This is a genomic window from Lysinibacillus louembei, from assembly GCF_033880585.1.
In the GTDB taxonomy this organism is placed as follows: Bacteria; Bacillota; Bacilli; order Bacillales_A; family Planococcaceae; genus Metasolibacillus; species Metasolibacillus louembei.
Map to the genome: position 1 here is coordinate 611,843 of NZ_CP137624.1, position 18,543 is coordinate 630,385.

The window sequence follows — 18,543 nt, forward strand, 5'->3', positions numbered from 1 at the left end:
TAACAATGAATTACCATTTAGTTAATAGTATATTAAAGCAGGATTATTCTAATTTATTTTTAGAACAAATTAAGGAACTAGACTATTTAAAAGAAATTTCAAATATCTCATTAAACAAACATACAATAACAATTGATAGAAAAGATCCGTTTTTAGTTGAGAAAGAAATAGAACTATATGGTAATAAAATTAGAATGGCAATCATTGAACAAGTTCAAAGTAAGATAAGTAAATATTACAAGTCTCCAATTATTGACAAAGAGGCATTCGAAGCAAAAATATTATTTAACTATGAAAGAAGTTATTCAAATGATAATCTTGCAAAAATGGCTTGGGCTGACATATTGGAATCTTCAGAAGTGCTTCTATTTAGTTCTGGGATGGCTACAATTAGTACTATATTAACTTCAATCACCTCAATATTTAATAATAAATGTAATTGTGTGATTTTAGGAAAATATTTTGAAACTCTAACAATATCCAATTTACTTCAAAAAATAGGGGTGAATATTTCTCAAAAAATAGAGGAAAATCATGTATATAATATTCTTTTTTTAGAGCCTACAAAATATTCATGGAAATTAGAAAATCAAGATATTGAACAAATTAAGAATCAATTACTTTCTAAAGATATTCAGTTTGTAATTATTGATTCTACCTTATCGCAGGATAGCCGATTTGCTAATGAAATAGTGACATTCATTAATGATGGAAAACTGCAAAACAAATATGTGATTGAAATAAAATCTCGATTAAAGCTATATCAATTGGGATTTGAATTCTGTAATTTGGGAAGTGCAGAGATTTACGCTACAGCCCACAATGATATTAAAAGTATCTCGGAATATATATCAAAAATTAGAACCGTATTGGGTACAACTCCAGATTTTTTTTCACTAAGTATGCTTGAACATCCCATATTAAATTCACAAGGATTGACAGAAAAATATATAAACACAATTTTTTCAAACAATAAAATTTTAAGAAACTATGGAAAATCTTCTATAAACACTAACTTTATCACTAAAATATCAAACAAGATAACTGGTAAACCCTTTACTATAATTGAAATAGGCGATAAAAAAATTAATAATTATGCACCTATTATTGATCATCTTAGACTTATACAAAAAGAATATCTCCCTTGTTTATTTTTAGGTTCAAGTTTTGGTTTTAGACACCATAGATATGAAATGATTATTCCTGATAACCGAATTGACGAAGCATATCTGAAATTTTGCCCAGGGTATCGTAAAGGACCTTCTTTTGATTTATTTTGTAACTATTTTAGTTGGTTATCACAAATAAGTTCTATTGAGGAATTTTCTAATAATACGGGAATACAATCTAAGTTCGATACAAAACAATTTGATTAAATTAAGAAAATATATAAGTAATTTTAAAATTCCCTACTTGAAATTATGAGCTAAACTAACCGGAGGTAATGAAATTGGATAATAGAAATAAAAAAATGGATTTAGAATATTTAAGGAAATCTAGTTTTATACAATTAGAAGATGAAATATTAGATAGCATCCCTACTCCATATATTATCTATAATTTATCTCATTTATTAGGTAATTTAAATCAAATAATCTCAATTATCGAACCAGATTTCTTCTATATTCCAATAAAGGCTAATTATAGTCAAAAAATTCATGATTTTTTAGCAAAACATACTGATGGTGCAGATGTAGCGTCATTGGGCGAAATTGATTTAGCTACTAGCGCTAAATATAAATCATTACATCTTTCAACGCCATTTTTGACTATTGATATACTCAAAAAAGCAAATCTTAGAGAGTGTGATTCAATAGATTTATATAGCCTTCATCAAGCTAATATTTTAATAAGTTATTTTGCAACAAATAAAAAAATAAATAATCCTAGTATAAGTCTTCGTTTAAAAGTCCCGTATACAAGTAATAACTCAGAAACTTACTTGAATAACAGTAGATTTGGAATTTTATACAAATCAAAAGAATTTGATGATGTAATACTATTATTAAAGAAAAATAATATCAAAATAGAATGTATACATATACACATCGGTGAATATAACAATTTTTCAGTCATTTCTCAAATTCAAAAGTTTTTAGAAAAAATCACTTTAGATATACCTTATTTAAAAAGGATAAATTTAGGTGGAGGGTTCACATCATTATTTGGAAAATATACTGATAATGAAATAAGGGATACATTTCATAGTTTTAAAAATAATATTTTGAAAGTTAATTCTGCAATAAAATTTATAATAGAACCGGGTATGTTAACATTAATGAGTAGTGGAACATTAGCCGTAAGTTGTATTGATTCAATTAATAGTAAAGATATTATAGTAGACATATCAGCATTTAATTTTTTCTCTTGGGTGAAACCTAGATTATTACCATCAATATCTGCAATAAATGAAAATACTGAAATCACAATTTATGGTACAACATGCTATGAGGAAGATATAGTCTCTGAAAAAGTATATGTATCTAAAATCCCCAAAATCGGAGAAAAAATTTTCCTTGCTCCTGCTGGTGCATATATTAATAGTATAAATAGAAATTTACATATGTTCCATATTACAAATGAACTCTATATTTTCGAAGGAGTAATTTATGAATCTTAATAAAAATAGCAATATTTTATTTGTAATAAAACAAAGTAAAATTTCAACTATATATAAAATTTCAGTATTTGTAATTGCTATTGTTTTTGCACTACTTTCGATAATATATCCACTGTTACTAAATGAAATCATTCAAAAATTAGTTTTGGGGATTGTAGAAAGTAAAAATATTTTATTGCTAATTCTAATACTTATCATTCAAGGAATATTAAATGGGTTCTCTATTTATTTTTTTAGTGTTTATTGTGAAAAATCTATATTAGATACTCGAATAATGTTTTGGAATAAATTATTTTCAATATCAAGGGAATCTTCTGAAACCTATAGTCCAGAAATATTGAATAATTATTTAATTACTAATATTGATGAACTAGGTTCATTTGTAACTGAAAATATTCCAAGTCTAATAACCAACAGTTTGGTAATCATTTCCTACAGCATATCTATTTGGATCATCAACAAATACTTATTAATTATTTTGATAATTTTTCTTATTATATATTTTTTAATTACAATTCCATTCTCAAAAGTGATGCAAAAAATAACGATGGAGCTAATAGTAACAACTAATACATTATCAGTGCATTTTATAAATGCACTGAGAAATATGGATGTTATAAACACACATAAAATTTCAATTACAATGCAAGATAAAGTTACTAATTTATTCTCTAAAATTATGAAATTATCTTTAAAAGAAGCAAAGATATATTCTTGGTTAGAGCCTATTAATCAAGTACTAACATCAATTTTGTTATTGAGCACTTTCGGCATAGGTGCTTTGTTGATATCTACAAATCATTTAACAATAGCATCTTTATCTGTTTTCATTATTATATTGATGCAAGCAATTCCTTCAGCTAAGGCAATTATGCAATTCAGATTATCGTGGAAAAGAACGGAGTCTATTGCAGCACCGATTAGAGATATACTAGAAATTGAAGAACTTGAAGAAAACAAGCACACTTTGTTTGATATAAATAAAATTGTAGAACTAACAAATTTAAATTTTCATTATGAAGATATAGCTTGTTTAGAAAATATAAATTTAGAAATAAACAAAGGGGAAATAATTGCTATTGTTGGACCATCTGGCAGTGGAAAAACCACACTTTCTAAATTAATAGGAGGTATATATACAAAATACTCTGGACAAATAAAGAAACCTTTAGATTTAAAAATCTCTTACGCGCCTCAGCACAGTAATTTATTTAGTGAGAAAGTTAGTGATAATTACCTTACAGATGGTACCATATTTATGAATGAGGTAAATAAAAAAATTGAAGAACTATCTGGTGGTGAAAAACAGCGAGTTAACTTGGATAGGGCTTTCTCAAATGAGTATGACCTAATTATCTTAGATGAACCAACTAACAATTTAGACAAATCCTCTATAGATAAATTAATTTATAAAATAAAAGAGGAGAAGACTAAGAATAAGTCTATTATTTTGGTTACTCACAATATTGAAATTACAAAAATAGCTGATATAATAGTGTTCTTAGATGATGGAAAAATTACAGGTATTGGCAATTACAATTTTCTTTTAGAGTCCCACAAAAAATTCCGAGCATATAAAACACTCGAAAATATGGATAGTATATAATTAACTTTAAAAAGGAGAGATAAATATGTACAACTGTAGAAAAGCTTCAAATGAAGAAATTAGGTTTGTTTTCGATGAATTAGACAAATTCAATATGCAAAAAAAACCGTTACATCAATCTGAAGAATCTGTTTCTTTTAAACATATTGTTGAGGATGACGGAAAAATAATAGGAGGAATATTCGGTTACTCATCTTACTATAAAATCGGATATATTGATACATTATGGGTTGATGAGAATTATCGTCATAAAGGTATTGGAACGGAACTTTTAAAAGCAATTGAAAATGACTTGCACGAATTTGGGTGTGAAGTTATCCATCTTGAAACGTTCGATTTCCAAGGTCCTGAATTCTATAAAAAAAATGGATATGAACAATTCGGGTCTTTATTTTATCCAAATGCAAATCTTTATGAGTTTTTTTTAAAAAAAGAGAAGTTCAATCAACAATAATTAAATCATGTATCTTTTGCAAGTAATCATCATTCACTATCTAATTTTCCCTAAAATTTAAATCTTTTATTAAAATCACATAAAAGCTGTTAGAAAAGCCTTATATCATACGTTTTTCTAACAGTTTTCCTTATTCATAATGTCCTTAACTATTCTCTGCTTTATGAATTACATAAGTAATCTTTTTATTAATCATCTCCATTTTTTGGATTATTTAAAACTTTAAAATTTCTCCCCTAGTTTGGCAGATGTAAGATAATGTATTTAATACCTCATCTATAATATTCATTTCGCATTGTTCACAATAATAAACCGTTTGATGCCCTACTCCACAAAATAAAACTGGATCCCAGACAACTTCTTTAGTAACATTCATTAAAAATGATTATGTCACTTAGATCATCTTTATCACTCATGTTCTATAAAGATTTGCTACACTTCCTTTATCATTAAATGTTTTATATTAGTACATCTTTAAATTTACCTTTTAATAAATGAAAAGTGTGAGAATAATAGCTGAACAACTTGGAAATACGCTGAAAATGGTCATGAACACATACGGTCATGTAATGAAGGAATTAGAGCAGGAATCTGTGACTGTCTTTAGCGCAAGCTTGGCAACTGGGGCTAAAAGTGGGGCTAATTAATTTTTACCCCTCTCCCACCGTTGATATATCAATACTTCTTGGGCTTGATATGCTATACTATTTCCATATTCGAAATAAAAGGAGGCTTTCTTTTTATGAGTCATTTAGAAAAATTGGATGCTTATTTTATAGAGCATCGTGCACGCCATTTGTCGGAGTTAAACGAGTTTTTGCGCATTCCTAGTATTTCAGCATTGTCTGAGCATAAAGGAGATATGCGTGATGCGGCAAATTGGCTAGCAGAGCATTTAAAATCTTTAAAAATTGAAAATGTAGCGGTCGAGGAAACAGCTGGGCATCCTGTTGTTTATGGAGAATGGTTACATGCTGAAGGCAAGCCAACGATTTTATTCTACGGGCACTATGATGTACAGCCTGTAGATCCGCTAAATTTATGGGAAACGCCACCTTTTGAACCGACGATTCGTGATAATAAATTGTTTGCGCGTGGTTCTTCTGATGATAAAGGACAAGTGTTTATGCACTTAAAAATGATTGAAGCATTGTTTGCGACAGAGGGTACACTGCCAGTAAACGTGAAGTTTATTTATGAAGGTGAAGAGGAAATTGGTAGCCCATCTCTTCCAAAATATACAGAAGATAATAAAGAAAAATTAGCAGCGGATCTAATTGTTATTTCTGATACAGGTCTTTATGCAAAAGGCAAGCCTGCTGTATGCTACGGTCTACGTGGCTTAACTGGCGTGCAAATTGATGTGCGCGGAGCGAAAGGCGATTTACACTCTGGTCTTTATGGCGGTGGTGTCCAAAATGCGATTCACGCATTAACTGAAATTTTGGCTTCCTTCCGCGATGAGCACGGGACAATTCAAGTCGATGGCTTCTACGATAAAGTGTTGCCATTATCTGATGAAGAGCGCCAAGCATATCGTGATTTGGGCTTTGATGAGGAAGCATTGAAGGACGAGCTAAAAGTACCTGCATTATTCGGTGAAGCTGGCTACTCTTATTTAGAGCAAACATGGGCACGCCCGACATTAGAAATTAATGGCGTCTTCGGTGGCTTCTCTGGTGAAGGCATTAAAACGGTATTACCTGCTGAGGCTGGTGCGAAAATTACATGCCGTTTAGTACCAAACCAAGACCCTGAGGAAATTGTAGCATTATTAAAGGCACATATTGAAAAACACAAACCGACTGGTGTGGAAGTTATCGTTTCTGAATTCGATAAAGGAAAACCATACTTAACACCATTCGATCACCCATTAATTCAAGCAGCTGGTCGCTCTTATGAAAAAGTATACAAAGTACCAACTGCTTACACACGTGGTGGTGGCTCGATTCCAATCGTAGCAGCATTCGATGAAATTTTAAACTTACCTGTTGTGTTAATGGGCTTCGGCTTATCTGAAGAAAATTTCCATGCACCAAATGAGCATTTCCATTTGGAAAACTTCGACCAAGGCTTACGTGTATTAGGCGATTACTTACATGAAGTTGCAGAGTTAAAGCTATAACAAAAAAGGTCTGTCCAGATGGGCAGACCTTTTCTTATAGAGCTTGCATAATTAATCCGACAGATGCGTAAATAATAACTGTTGCAAACAAAACCATCATGTGAATAAGAGAAAAAGCAAACATTTTATTCGCCCATGTTTTCCCTTCCATTTTATGATAGCCGACAAAGCTTAACCATAGCCAAATACCGCCAAGCACTAATGATACAAGTGTTAATCCTAAGCTTAATGGTAAAAATAAAAAGCTTGTTAGCATTAGTAGCACTAAATACACATTTGTTTGAATATATGTTCGGCGCTGCCCTTTCGCTACAGGAAGCATTGGAATATTCGCAGCAGCATAATCATCATGCTTGCGAATAGCAATCGCGTAAAAATGCGGCATTTGCCAAATCACCATAATAATAAACAATGCCCAGCATGCCGGATGCCAAATATTTGGTGCAACTGCTGCCCAGCCAATTAATGGTGGCACTGCTCCAGAAATACTACCAACCTCTGTGTTCCAAATCGTTCGGCGCTTCGTCCACATCGTATATGGCACAACATAAAAAAATACACCTAAAAAGCCTAAAAACATTGCAAGTGGTGTCGTAAATGCCAGTGCAATTAAACCGAGAATTAAGAAGACAACCCCAGCTATTAACACTGTTCGTGTATTCAGTTCCCCAGTTACAGTAGGACGTGTCTTTGTACGAGGCATCACCTTATCGATATCGCGATCATACAAATTATTAAAGATACCAGCCGCTGCAATCACAAGGGCTGAGCCTACTGTTGCCAAAATAATATTTGGGATGTTTTCAATAAAACTTAGTTCATACGTATAAAGCGCAAGCATAAGCCCAGCAACCATCGGAATCAAATTTGATTTAATGATGCCAGTCTTCACAGCCTGTGCCCATAAATTTATAGTAGATTGCTTCTGCATAATCGTTACCCCTCATTATAGTCACTATTATTAAGTATACATTATATATGAGACTATGTGCTATGGAACTAGATGTTTTGTCATAAATTTGTGCGAGGGGGCTTGGGACGCTATCGGTAACTTCAGTTATTCTATCGGCAACTTTTTAAATTCTATCAGCAACTTTGACTATTCTATCGGCAACTTATCCGATATCGCCTCCATCTTCTTTCACCTTCATATTGAAAGCCTAATTTTTTCAGCAAATATTTCGCACTATCACTCGACTCAACTCCCACAAATCTTCGAAACTCTTCATTCGTAATCCATTCATCTACTAATAAACAATAATCCCGCATGGCTTGTTTTAATAATATGCCATCGTCTTTATAATTACATTTTAGACACTTAAAATGCCCATAATGATACTGCATTTTGCTTTGGCACTGCACACAGAGCACCCCTTGGCGAACTCTAGCTTTATCAATATTTAATTGTGGCTTATGAATTGTATGCATTTGAAGTAATTGCCTAGCTAAACTTTGAAGTCCTTGCGAAGATAACCGTGTAGCATATTGTTTGAGGTGCTCTCGAACATGGAATTCAAGTCCACTGCGATGAAATACCGGCTCACCCTGTGGGATATGACCAATAATTGTTTTGGGTAATGCAAAGACAACCGCATATAACACTGGCAAATCACTAACAACCCTACGTAACATTCTTTGATGGCGACGCACTTGGTCTAGAGGATTGCGAAAACCTTGAATAGTGCCATCCTCTAATGTTCTTGTAAACTGGTGCCGTTCCTCATCAAAATCAATACGACCAACGATATTTTTAATTTCTATAATCAGTAGAAACTTTTGACAAAGAAAAATCGTATCTATTTGATGTGCATTTGTTTGAAAATCATGTAGCAAATAATAAGGCTCATCCAGCTGCATGTCGTGCCAATTTTGGTCAACATAGCGCTCACCTAGCAAGCCTTGCTGCAAGCGAATTAGCTCATCCTTGTATTCAGGAAATCCTCGCCGAATTGCCGCTTGAAGCAATTGTTCTTTAACAGTCTGCTCACGCTGCAAAACAATCATATTCTCCCCCCTTTTAAAGGGATCATATGCATTTTCTAAAATTTTAGCAAACTTCCAAATGTCATATTTCACTATGTTCTAGCTATTCAAATTTATATTTCAGACACCCTTATTTTAAGAAAAGTCTGCTACTAAACGAGTTCTTAACTAACCAAATATTAAATTTCAAATATAAAAAGTAGCTGCCAACTTCGACAGCTACTTTTGCTTTATTTCAACAACTCATCAATCCATTTTTGCACTTTTAAGCCTTCTTCAAATGAAACGATAAGGGCGTCTTCATCTTGAAGATGTGCGCAGCATGCGTCTAACAGTGATGCAGGCTCGATGCTTGGTGCGATATGTTGCGCTTCCTCATATGCAGCGCTTAGCCATAGCTCAGACCAGTTGCGTAGCGTCATGACTTTCTCTGTGCCAAACACTTTAAATTCCAAGCGCTCCTCTTGCCCGATACTAGATAAACCATTTAATACAACAGGCACACCATTCTCCGTTTTTGCTAATGCGGATACACCTGTTTCACATAGTGTGACATCCTCTGGATATGTTGTTTCATGCGATAAAATCGTTATATCCCCAAAGAAATGATGCATTAATTGTAAGTAGTGTGGGAACACCTCGCGAATAAAGCCGCCTTGTTCACGCGATGCAATCCATGGGTTTTGCTGCCATTTTCTTGGCCATTCTGGGAAATATGTATGCAATTCAATACGCACAATTTCTCCCAATTCTTGATTTGTTAAACGTTGCTTCATTTCGTGTACTGCAGGGCTATACATCAATGGGAAATGCATCGCTGTTTTGACGCCTGCCTCTTCAGCCACCTGTACCATCTCAATACCATCCTGTGCATCATGTGCCAATGGCTTTTCAGAAAGAATGTGTAAGCCATGTGCTGCAATTTCCTTCGCAAGCGGTGCATGGCTTACTGGCGGTGTACCGATATATACCCAGTCTGGTTTCGTTGCTAATAATTCTTCCAATGTCGCAACAGCAGGAATATTATATTTATCAGCAATCTCCTGTAAACGTGTTTGATTGCCATCAAAAATAGCGACAATCTCGGCATGTGGATGCGCTAAAATTTGATTAATAATGCGCTCTCCTACAATACCTGTACCAATTAATGCAAATGTTGTTTTTGTCATAAAAATAATCTCCAAACTTAGTTATGAATATAACGCTCAAATACGTCGCCATAGTCTTTTTTTACATATTGTTTCTTTTGCTGTAACAGCCATTCATGTGAAAACTTTGTAATGTCTTCAAAGGAGCTAGCAGGTGCTACCTCATTATTGCCGACACGACCTAATGCGCTAGCTGCAAGCGACAAGCTCTGTTTTGCTGAATCGAATTTGTACGTATTCGATTTTTGCTCCAGTGAAATGGCATGCAATGCTTTGTATAAATCTTTAATCTCATTCAAGAATTTTTTATGAATATCAATCGACATCGGGATATCACCAATTGTAAACTTAATTTCCACATCCAAATCAATTGTTCCAGCTGTTTCAAGCAGCACGCTTTCAATTGTTGCATGCTCATAATCATAGCGGCGAAGCAGGCGTTTTTTGCTAATCGCATTTGCCCCGTCCACGTGAATTAAAGCATAATTAGTAAAGCAATATTCATCTGCCTTTGTTTTAATTAAGAAGTAAATTTGTTCATCAATTTCGTTAAAAATAAAATCGTCTGAATCTGTTTTATCGAAGTCCTCCTTTGGCACAACTACGCCAATATCTGAGAGACCTAATGCATCCGATGCGAATTTTTTAAACATTTCGCCACCTCCTGTTTTTTAAATAGTCTAACATTTTTACAGTTTAACAGCTACTTTTTTAGTAAACTGACGAATCAATACAAGCATTACTGCAATTACAACAATAGCTATTAAGTAGGCAGCTGGAACGGGAATTGCGGGAATCGACAATGGACCCACTATTGGCTTATCTAATGCAATGCTTATCATTTCACCATATATTAATAGTAGGATAACTACTAATGGGATAGAAAACAGTCCCATCACGCCTCCGAAGCGATAAAAGCTAATGCCAATCAACCAGCCTGCCACATAATAGCAAAAAATAGTAAGCGCAAATAGCACAATGCCAAGTAACCAGCTATTATTTAAATCAATATGCAGAAAGAATAAAATATTTTGAATCACTTGCTCTACCAATTCATCGTTAGGCTCTACTATTTTTGTGCTATTAGCGAAGTCCAGTGGTAGCACCTTTTCAACTAACAAAGCAAGCTTAGCGATAATTGGCATTGCTAGCGCAACACCGAAAGAGCCAAGCGTTGCCCCAATAAAATAATGCTTGCGTGTGACACCGTTACTCACAAAATATTGAAGAAACCCATAGGCTGCTACAATACCGATAACGAACATAAAAATATTGGATGAATAAAAAATCATTGTAGAATAACTATCTATTTCTGCCCCACCTTTAAAAATAGTGAACTCGATACTTGGAATCAAGGTTGTGATAATTCTTACAGCAAAGATGATTAGCAAAACAAATAAATAGCCTACTGCCCAGCTCATTTGTGTAAAAAATATATCCAATGCAACTTTTATGGAGATTGATTTTTGCATATTATTCATGCCCTCCCTCTGTTAAATAAATAAACAAATCTTGCAGTGCAACTGGACCTATTTCTAGTCCTAGCTTCGCTGCCTCCTGATATTGCCGCTCTGATAAATGGCCATAGACCGTCACTGCCTTTGTGCCACCTAATTGCTTTATGTTGAGCTGACGCATATTTTGAACAAATATATCTACATCCTCTGCGCGACCTGTCACTGTTACACCTTTTGAAATGAGCTCATCGTATGTCTCATGTAAAACCATTGTCCCTTTGTGTAAAATCAGCACCTCATCAAATAAATATTCCATTTCTGACACTAAGTGTGTAGACATAATTATTGCTCTTGGGCATTCTTCTTGTGATTTTAGCAATTCCTCATAAAAAATAGTTCTAGTTGGGGCATCCATTCCTGCATAAATTTCATCAAAAATTGTAATTGGCGCATTGCTTGCTAAACCAATTGTCGCATCAACAGCTGCCTGCATTCCCTTTGATAATTGCTTCATTTTTTTATTCTGTGGTATTTGAAAGCGTGTAAGCAAATGCTCTGCATAAGCCATATTAAAGTTTGGGCGATACTTTGCAATGCCTTGCAGTAAATCCTTCACTTTGTCCGATTCTTCTTTGTAATTTTTGTTGTAAGCAAAAACGACTTGCTGCATGATTTCTGCATTTTCAAATGGCACTTGCCCTAAAATCGTTAAGGCTCCTGCTGTTTGCTGACGAAATGATGCAATAATGGATAAGAGCGAGGTTTTACCTGCTCCGTTTCTCCCTAATAAACCATATATTTTATTACCTTCTAGCTGAAAGGAAATATTTTGTAGTGCTACGTCGTACCCATAGTTCAAGCTAATATTTTTAGCCTCCATCGCCGTCATTCACTTTCACGCTCCTTCACTTGTTTAATGTACTCAATAATTTCCTGCTCACTTATTTCTAATTTGTTTGCCTCTTCAATAAGGCTGACGATAAATTGGTCAACAAATGCTTCTTTTCTTTTTTTCATCAGTTTCTCCCTCGCTCCTACTGCGACAAACATACCGATCCCCCGCTTTTTATAAAGAATGCCTTCCTCTACTAATTGATTAATCCCTTTGGACACCGTGGCATGATTAATTTTGTAAAAGCTAACAAGCTGATTCGTTGAGGGTGCCTGCTCCTCTTCTAATAGCTGTCGGTTGACGATTTGATCCTCTATCTTTTCACGAATTTGCTGGTAAATTGGCTTATCTTTATCGAACACAAAAACTCCACCACCTTATATGGTTATATACTTATGTGTATAACCATAATAGATAAAAAAATATTTGTCAAATTCTTTCTTTACTTCTTCTGAAAAAATGCAATAATGAAGGATAAAATATTTCGCAACTCGAAGGAGAAAGCACAATGACTTTATTTTTTATCATTTTACCTGCACTCGTCATTTTTTTAATTGGCTTTATCGCTCAGAAGCTAATTGGTTTTGATATTAAGTCCATTTCAGCAATGTCCCTTTACATATTGTCACCATGCTTAGCCTTTCGCACATTTTTCACGAATGCTATTACATTGGACTACGTATATATGATGCTAGCAGCGCTATTATTGAGCGCTTCATTATTAGTCATTACATATATCGTTGCTAAAATAACAAAAGCGAACCAATCTGAAAGCTCTGCCCTCGTTTTAAGCAGTGTTTTTATGAATAGCGGCAACTACGGAGCCCCTGTTGTACTATTTGCCCTTGGACCTGTGGGGTTTGATTATGCAGTTATTATTATGGTATTACATTCGTTGTTAATGAATACGCTTGGTATTTTCTTTGCGGCACTTGGCGGACAAGAAGGGGGCGGGCATAAGCAAGCTATGCAAAGCGTTGTGAGAATGCCTGTGCTTTATGCTGCAATTTTGGGTATGGTTTGTCATTGGATGGGCTTGGAGCTATCCGCTCCTTTTCAGGACGCGCTTGACCTTGTAGCCAATGCAACGATTCCTGTTATTATGCTTGTACTAGGTATGCAGCTCGCCGTTATTTCACGTAAAAAGGTAACATATCGCTTCGTTGTAGGCGCAAGCATTATACGGATGATTGCCTCACCTATTATTGCAGCGCTTATTTTATCATTTTTGCCATTAAATGATTTAGCAAAAACAGTATTTATCATTCAAGCCGCAATGCCTGCCGCTGCCAACACGACGATGCTGGCTTTGAAATACGATACAGAGCCCGACCTCGTATCGTTTACAACACTTGTCACAACAGCAATTAGCATTGTTTCATTGCCGATTGTGTTGTATTTAACAATTTAGGAGAATTTAAGAATGCAATATATTTTTGTAAACCTTGAAAGCTCTCAACATTGCAAAGCAAGTATCATATGTATAAAATTACTAAGCTGGAGAAATTTTGAGCATAGATAATCATTGTACACAAAAATTTTTATAACTTAGTTCATCATTGAAACTGGTTATGTATTCACTACACCGTAAAGGGGGATGTCCTTAATGCAGCCAAAAATATTTATTACATTTTCTCTTGAAACAAATATGTACCCAGACAATAAGTTTGAACATTTTGACCCAAGTGAGATAACTAAAGCTTTACAAGTTCAACCAATTCAAACACAGGCCTATGATTTAGAACGTAAAGAGCTCCCTAGATCAAGGCGTCCTGGAAACCCTTGGTGTTCTTCATGGATTTACAGATTAGGCGGATATTATGATGAGGAGCAATACACTCATCCAGATGGTTATATACAGCACTTATTAGAGCAGTTTAACGAACAGTTTTTGACAGTTAAACAAAGCCTTATTATTGACATACAAAATCGATATAATGCTATTTGTTATTTAGAAATATATTTGTTTTCTACTCAAGATTCCTTTACGCATGTTTCTATCCCTTCTAACATTATGAAATCTTTACTGTTCAATAGACATATATACGCATAGCCAATCTATAGAGCACTATCCTCGCTATGAACAAAAGGACATGTATAAATTTAAATAAGAGCTTTCACTGCATCTCGAATGATTAAAATCATTGGAGGTGCAGTTTCCCTTTTCTCATGATAAAATAATACGCTCAATCAGAGGTATAGTCCCTTACACGATATCCTTATCCTACTAAATAATTTTTTGCAATCAATTCCTGTACAATTGCATGATTATCAGTCACCTGTATATGCTGTCTTTGCAAAAATGCAATGAACTGTGGAAGAAATGTCATTGATGTATTATTTAAATTGAGCTCCATTTCTACACCATTATGCATCGTTACCTTCAAATATACAGCATCTGGACTAAAATCATATGGTGACATCTTTTGTATATGTTGATAAATAATTTCCGCAGAAAAAATATCCTTATAATAGATTTTATTTACCCTTTGATTCTTCGTGACAAGCTCAATAGTTTTTCTAACACTTCCATTAGAGTACTTTTTTACACTTATTCCATCTTTTTCAACGACCCAGTAATCTTTAAAAATAAATGGTTGAATCCTTATTTCATGCGGTTTTACACATAAAAAAATCCACTGCCCATAGCAATGGATTTTCCTCTTATTCTCCGAAAAACGTAACAATTTCAGCTGCTGTTTTGCGTTCTTTTCCTTTTGGTAGCTCATCAAAATAACCAAGCTGTAGCATGGCAATCACTCGCTCACCAGTTTTTACACCAAGTGCTTCGCGGAATTTTGGTACATCTAAAAAGCCTGGTGTTTTCCAGCATGAGCCAATGCCTTTCTCCCATGCAAGCAGCTGCATATTTTGTAAAAAGCTTGCCGCTGCCGCATAGTCCTCTAAGCGCTCCTTTTGACGTACATCTTCAGGTACAACCATAAATGCATAGCCACCTGCTAAAGTAAATTTTTGCATTTGTGTAGCTAGAGCCTCATCCGATAGTTCCTGCCACTTCGGTACAGCTAAGTCACGCAATAGCTCAAGTAATTTTGGTAATTGCTCATCACATGCAACTACTAAACGCCAAGGCTCACGTGTACCATGGTTAGGTGCCCATGCTGCATCCTCAATAATATTTAGTAAATCTTCTCGCTTTACAAGCTGTCCGTTAAATTTTTTAATTGAGCGGCGTGTTGTAATCGCTTCTCGTACTGTTAATGCTTTTGTCATTATGGAATCTCCCCTTCTGCAATTGATGCTCCTTCTCAATTATAAAGCTTTCACCACGAAAATACATCTGCTATGTGAAAGTAATAGTAGCGCATATTTGGTGTAGCTGCTGTTGAATCACGATAATGATACGCTCGATCAGCACTATTGGACGTATGGGCATGTATATATGGAATGCCCCCTTGAATACTTGTCACAATTGTCGTGTGATCAATGCGGTTGTCTCCTGAAAAATCATAGGCAATGACATCGCCAATTTCTAACTCTGTCGGCGAGTAAACTCGTGTTGCTGTAAGTCCTTTTTTAGATGTTTCTAAATACCAGCGCAATGAATGTGCAACCGTCCAACTAAAGCTCCAAATACCTTGCTCCGATCGCATCCACCAGCCTTCAGATTGATTCGGTGCCCCCCTCATTGGCGCCCCTCCTGCATATAAACATTGTGATACAAAATTTGTACAATCATCTTGAAAGGCAGGAAAAGCGGGATTGCGTCCATTCCACCACATCCTTGCATAGGCAACAGCTGCCTCACGATTATAACGCATTTACCATCCTCCTTTTCTCCTATTTACATATATTTTCATTTATCGTGTCAAAAGCTCCCATATTCCTTTATGATTTGTTACACTATTCAGTAATAGCAATATGCAAGGGGGATGATTTTTATGAGGCTAGTTGCAGAACGTGAAGTGACAATTCCCACACCTTTGTGTGATAAAAAAGGCAATTTGAATCCTGCTGCAATTGGTTTTGCACGAAAACCGTTAATTGATTGCAATGTAAAAGGCCACTATTTACGCAAGAAAAAATGGAATTATTGGTGTGTATACGGTGAGGATATATTATTTTCAGCCACAATTAGCCATTTAGATTATGCAGCTGTTTGCTTCGTCTATTTCTTAGAATATGAAACACAGCGCTATTTCGAAAAAACTGTCACAATCCCACTTGGCACAGGTGTGAAAATGCCATCACAAGTACTTGAAACAGTAAAATTTTCAACTAATGAGCTCGATATTCGCTTTACTTATAGCAATGAGACGACACAGCTTTCTGTATCCATACCTGATTTTGATAACGAGTATTTACAGGCAGATTTAACAATTCAGCACCCTCCACATGATGAGTCATTAAATGTGGTCATCCCTTGGAACAGACAAATGTTCCAATTTACTGCGAAGCATCATACATTGCCAGCCTCTGGTACTGTTCATATCGGGCAACGAAGCTACACATTCAATCCAGAGGAATGCTTTGCTGTGCTTGATTATGGGCGTGGTGTTTGGCCGCGCAAAGCGGTATGGAACTGGGGGATGGCTTCACAGCGTATTCGTGGAAAACGCATCGGGCTCAATTTCGGGGGACAATGGACAGATGGTACTGGCATGACTGAAAATGCTATTTTTATCGATGGTAAAATGATTAAAATTAGCGAAGATGTAGCATTTACATATAACCGAGCGAATTTTATGCAACCATGGGCAATTCGCTCTAAATCAAGCAATCAAGTAGAATTGACCTTCACACCATTTTTTGAACGTATAGCAAAAACAGATGCAAAATTAGTGACATCTGAGGTACATCAACTCGTAGGCTATTACCATGGAACAATTACATTACCTACTGGCGAAACATTAATGATTCAACAAATGCTCGGCTGTATTGAGGAGCATGTTGCGAAATGGTAAAAGCAAAAATCAGCACATTTCTCTATAGAATGTGCTAATTTTTTCTTCATTTTGCAAGGTAGCTGTTGAGATATCTGCGCTTCTTCTGGACTTATCTGCGAATTCCTTTGAGATATCTGCGTTTTCTCCTAACTTATCTGCGAATTTTACTAGATTATCTGCGTTTGTCTCAACTTACGCATATGAATGCAACCCTGCAATCACCAAATTGACAAATACTTGATTAAAGACAATTAACCCAAAACCGATAATTGCGAGCCATGCTGTGCGCTCCCCTTCCCATTCCTTTGTTAAGCGCAAATGGAGTAAGGCTGCATAAAATAGCCATGTAATCAAGGCCCATACTTCCTTTGGATCCCAGCCCCAATACCTGCCCCACGCCATTTGTGCCCAAATCATCGCGAAAAACAAACCGCCGAGTGAAAATAGAGGAAATCCAATTAAAATTGCCCGATGTGAAATTTCATCAAGCAGCTTCAAATCCATCTTTAACGTAAATGGCTGCAATATCTCACAAAGCGTTTTACGCGCTACAACACGAATGATGAAATAAAGTATCCCACCTACAAGAAAAGCCCAAAGTATCGTATTGAATTTTTTCGCATCAATACTATTAGATAATGCTAGTAAGCCTACATCTGCATGATTTGAAGTAATAATTGGCAGCATATATGTAGCAACCTCTTTTTTCCCTACTTTATTCGTAAACTCTATAGCTCGAGGACTAAAGAACAAGTGACATAACGTTGAAATTAAAATAAACCCTATAACGACCACCAGCTGAAACAATACGAATTCCAGCCATTTCGATGCTTTCGCTGTTTTCAACAAATATATTAAACTTGTAATAAAGGCAACCGATAAAATTGCGCTTGACGCGGCGACTGTAATCACATGAATCGCTAACCAATGACTTTGTAAACTCGGTATTAGTGGCGATGCTTCATTGGAAAATACGCTACCATAGCCTAAAATAATCAATGTAATTGGAATGGCAAAAAAACCAATTGACCATTGCTTATAAAGTGAGCTTATCAGCAATATAGCACCAATTAACATGATGCCAAAAAACGTCATAAATTCATACATATTGCTAACAGGAGCATGCCCCACCGCTATCCATCTACATACGAAATATATGATTTGCAATATAAAAGCAGCCCATGTTAACACCAATGCTATTTTCCAGCTTGCCGCATGTCTCATTTTCGTTGCATAGCCAAACGGAATGATGGCAATTAACAATAAAATAAATGCAAGCAATAGGGCATCGCTACTTAATGAAAAGTAATTCATCCATTTCCCTCTTTCTACAATGTAAATGTTATACTGT

19 protein-coding genes are annotated in these 18,543 nt (G+C 35.1%); 8 read left to right on the top strand and 11 right to left on the bottom strand.

Going from position 1 to position 18,543, the window contains the following annotated elements:
- The first annotated feature begins 5 nt into the window (after positions 1-5).
- The 5 genes from R6U77_RS02925 to R6U77_RS02945 all read left to right on the top strand — a co-directional run bounded on the left by R6U77_RS02925 (position 6) and on the right by R6U77_RS02945 (position 6,805).
- Positions 6-1,376: a hypothetical protein gene (locus R6U77_RS02925; protein ID WP_319837368.1), complete on the top strand. Its 1,371-nt coding sequence runs from the start codon at positions 6-8 to the stop codon at positions 1,374-1,376.
- A gap of 74 nt (positions 1,377-1,450) precedes the next feature.
- Positions 1,451-2,620 carry a type III PLP-dependent enzyme domain-containing protein gene (locus tag R6U77_RS02930; protein ID WP_319837369.1) on the top strand — a complete coding sequence of 390 codons (1,170 nt, stop codon included), beginning with the start codon at positions 1,451-1,453 and terminating at the stop codon, positions 2,618-2,620.
- Positions 2,610-4,226 carry an ABC transporter ATP-binding protein gene (locus tag R6U77_RS02935; protein ID WP_319837370.1) on the top strand — a complete coding sequence of 539 codons (1,617 nt, stop codon included), beginning with the start codon at positions 2,610-2,612 and terminating at the stop codon, positions 4,224-4,226. The genes R6U77_RS02930 and R6U77_RS02935 overlap by 11 nt, the downstream gene beginning before the upstream one ends.
- Positions 4,227-4,251: 25 nt before the next feature.
- Positions 4,252-4,680, top strand: coding sequence for a GNAT family N-acetyltransferase (locus R6U77_RS02940; protein ID WP_319837371.1), 429 nt, complete (start codon positions 4,252-4,254; stop codon positions 4,678-4,680).
- Between the two features lie 742 nt (positions 4,681-5,422).
- Positions 5,423-6,805, top strand: a complete 1,383-nt coding sequence (locus R6U77_RS02945) for a dipeptidase (protein WP_319837372.1) — start codon at positions 5,423-5,425, stop codon at positions 6,803-6,805.
- Positions 6,806-6,839: 34 nt separating this feature from the next.
- On the opposite strand, the gene cyoE is transcribed toward R6U77_RS02945, so the two are convergent.
- The 7 genes from cyoE to R6U77_RS02980 form a co-directional block, all read right to left on the bottom strand.
- Positions 6,840-7,736: a heme o synthase gene (gene cyoE / locus R6U77_RS02950; protein WP_319837373.1), complete on the bottom strand. Its 897-nt coding sequence runs from the start codon at positions 7,734-7,736 to the stop codon at positions 6,840-6,842.
- A gap of 173 nt (positions 7,737-7,909) precedes the next feature.
- The gene (locus R6U77_RS02955; protein ID WP_319837374.1) at positions 7,910-8,809 is read right to left on the bottom strand and encodes a nuclease-related domain-containing protein; all 900 of its coding nucleotides are present in this window, start codon (positions 8,807-8,809) and stop codon (positions 7,910-7,912) included.
- Positions 8,810-9,018: 209 nt separating this feature from the next.
- On the bottom strand, positions 9,019-9,957 hold the full coding sequence (locus tag R6U77_RS02960) for a Gfo/Idh/MocA family protein (RefSeq protein WP_319837375.1): 939 nt from the start codon (positions 9,955-9,957) through the stop codon (positions 9,019-9,021).
- A gap of 17 nt (positions 9,958-9,974) precedes the next feature.
- Positions 9,975-10,589, bottom strand: a complete 615-nt coding sequence (locus R6U77_RS02965; protein WP_293926583.1) for a PH domain-containing protein — start codon at positions 10,587-10,589, stop codon at positions 9,975-9,977.
- A gap of 36 nt (positions 10,590-10,625) precedes the next feature.
- Positions 10,626-11,408 carry a hypothetical protein gene (locus R6U77_RS02970; RefSeq protein ID WP_319837376.1) on the bottom strand — a complete coding sequence of 261 codons (783 nt, stop codon included), beginning with the start codon at positions 11,406-11,408 and terminating at the stop codon, positions 10,626-10,628.
- A 1-nt stretch (position 11,409) separates the two neighbouring features.
- Complete coding sequence (locus R6U77_RS02975) at positions 11,410-12,282, bottom strand: ABC transporter ATP-binding protein (RefSeq protein ID WP_319837377.1); 873 nt, start codon at positions 12,280-12,282, stop codon at positions 11,410-11,412.
- On the bottom strand, positions 12,279-12,647 hold the full coding sequence (locus R6U77_RS02980; protein WP_319837378.1) for a GntR family transcriptional regulator: 369 nt from the start codon (positions 12,645-12,647) through the stop codon (positions 12,279-12,281). Before R6U77_RS02980 ends, R6U77_RS02975 begins: the two co-directional genes overlap by 4 nt.
- A gap of 146 nt (positions 12,648-12,793) precedes the next feature.
- Here R6U77_RS02980 and R6U77_RS02985 point away from each other — a divergent pair, with 146 nt between their 5' ends.
- Together R6U77_RS02985 and R6U77_RS02990 are read left to right on the top strand one after the other, a co-directional pair.
- Complete coding sequence (locus R6U77_RS02985) at positions 12,794-13,696, top strand: AEC family transporter (protein ID WP_319837379.1); 903 nt, start codon at positions 12,794-12,796, stop codon at positions 13,694-13,696.
- A 195-nt stretch (positions 13,697-13,891) separates the two neighbouring features.
- Positions 13,892-14,338: a DUF4279 domain-containing protein gene (locus R6U77_RS02990; protein ID WP_319837380.1), complete on the top strand. Its 447-nt coding sequence runs from the start codon at positions 13,892-13,894 to the stop codon at positions 14,336-14,338.
- 166 nt (positions 14,339-14,504) lie between these two features.
- Here R6U77_RS02990 and R6U77_RS02995 read toward each other — a convergent pair whose 3' ends face one another.
- From R6U77_RS02995 to R6U77_RS03005, 3 genes are all read right to left on the bottom strand, one after another.
- Complete coding sequence (locus tag R6U77_RS02995; RefSeq protein WP_319837381.1) at positions 14,505-14,708, bottom strand: hypothetical protein; 204 nt, start codon at positions 14,706-14,708, stop codon at positions 14,505-14,507.
- Positions 14,709-14,949: 241 nt separating this feature from the next.
- The gene (locus tag R6U77_RS03000; RefSeq protein WP_406601073.1) at positions 14,950-15,519 is read right to left on the bottom strand and encodes a nitroreductase family protein; all 570 of its coding nucleotides are present in this window, start codon (positions 15,517-15,519) and stop codon (positions 14,950-14,952) included.
- Positions 15,520-15,569: 50 nt separating this feature from the next.
- Positions 15,570-16,067 carry an amidase domain-containing protein gene (locus R6U77_RS03005; RefSeq protein WP_293927892.1) on the bottom strand — a complete coding sequence of 166 codons (498 nt, stop codon included), beginning with the start codon at positions 16,065-16,067 and terminating at the stop codon, positions 15,570-15,572.
- 120 nt (positions 16,068-16,187) lie between these two features.
- Between R6U77_RS03005 and R6U77_RS03010 the strand changes: the two genes are divergently transcribed.
- A complete protein-coding gene (locus tag R6U77_RS03010; protein ID WP_319837382.1) occupies positions 16,188-17,210 on the top strand; it encodes a DUF2804 domain-containing protein in 1,023 nt (340 codons plus the stop codon).
- A 174-nt stretch (positions 17,211-17,384) separates the two neighbouring features.
- On the opposite strand, the gene ccsB is transcribed toward R6U77_RS03010, so the two are convergent.
- Entirely contained in the window at positions 17,385-18,506 is a 1,122-nt protein-coding gene (gene ccsB, locus R6U77_RS03015) for a c-type cytochrome biogenesis protein CcsB (RefSeq protein WP_319837383.1), read from the bottom strand.
- Positions 18,507-18,543 lie beyond the last annotated feature (37 nt).

Excerpts from the sequence above, each read along its gene's own strand:
- R6U77_RS02925 (WP_319837368.1), top strand. The coding sequence starts at position 6 with ATGAATTACCATTTAGTTAATAGTATATTAAAGCAGGATTATTCTAAT.
- R6U77_RS02935 (WP_319837370.1), top strand. The coding sequence starts at position 2,610 with ATGAATCTTAATAAAAATAGCAATATTTTATTTGTAATAAAACAAAGT.
- R6U77_RS02940 (WP_319837371.1), top strand. The coding sequence starts at position 4,252 with ATGTACAACTGTAGAAAAGCTTCAAATGAAGAAATTAGGTTTGTTTTC.
- R6U77_RS02945 (WP_319837372.1), top strand. The coding sequence starts at position 5,423 with ATGAGTCATTTAGAAAAATTGGATGCTTATTTTATAGAGCATCGTGCA.
- cyoE (WP_319837373.1), bottom strand. The coding sequence starts at position 7,736 with ATGCAGAAGCAATCTACTATAAATTTATGGGCACAGGCTGTGAAGACT.
- R6U77_RS02955 (WP_319837374.1), bottom strand. The coding sequence starts at position 8,809 with ATGATTGTTTTGCAGCGTGAGCAGACTGTTAAAGAACAATTGCTTCAA.
- R6U77_RS02960 (WP_319837375.1), bottom strand. The coding sequence starts at position 9,957 with ATGACAAAAACAACATTTGCATTAATTGGTACAGGTATTGTAGGAGAG.
- R6U77_RS02965 (WP_293926583.1), bottom strand. The coding sequence starts at position 10,589 with ATGTTTAAAAAATTCGCATCGGATGCATTAGGTCTCTCAGATATTGGC.
- R6U77_RS02970 (WP_319837376.1), bottom strand. The coding sequence starts at position 11,408 with ATGCAAAAATCAATCTCCATAAAAGTTGCATTGGATATATTTTTTACA.
- R6U77_RS02975 (WP_319837377.1), bottom strand. The coding sequence starts at position 12,282 with ATGACGGCGATGGAGGCTAAAAATATTAGCTTGAACTATGGGTACGAC.
- R6U77_RS02985 (WP_319837379.1), top strand. The coding sequence starts at position 12,794 with ATGACTTTATTTTTTATCATTTTACCTGCACTCGTCATTTTTTTAATT.
- R6U77_RS02990 (WP_319837380.1), top strand. The coding sequence starts at position 13,892 with ATGCAGCCAAAAATATTTATTACATTTTCTCTTGAAACAAATATGTAC.
- R6U77_RS02995 (WP_319837381.1), bottom strand. The coding sequence starts at position 14,708 with ATGTCACCATATGATTTTAGTCCAGATGCTGTATATTTGAAGGTAACG.
- R6U77_RS03000 (WP_406601073.1), bottom strand. The coding sequence starts at position 15,519 with ATGACAAAAGCATTAACAGTACGAGAAGCGATTACAACACGCCGCTCA.
- R6U77_RS03005 (WP_293927892.1), bottom strand. The coding sequence starts at position 16,067 with ATGCGTTATAATCGTGAGGCAGCTGTTGCCTATGCAAGGATGTGGTGG.
- R6U77_RS03010 (WP_319837382.1), top strand. The coding sequence starts at position 16,188 with ATGAGGCTAGTTGCAGAACGTGAAGTGACAATTCCCACACCTTTGTGT.
- ccsB (WP_319837383.1), bottom strand. The coding sequence starts at position 18,506 with ATGAATTACTTTTCATTAAGTAGCGATGCCCTATTGCTTGCATTTATT.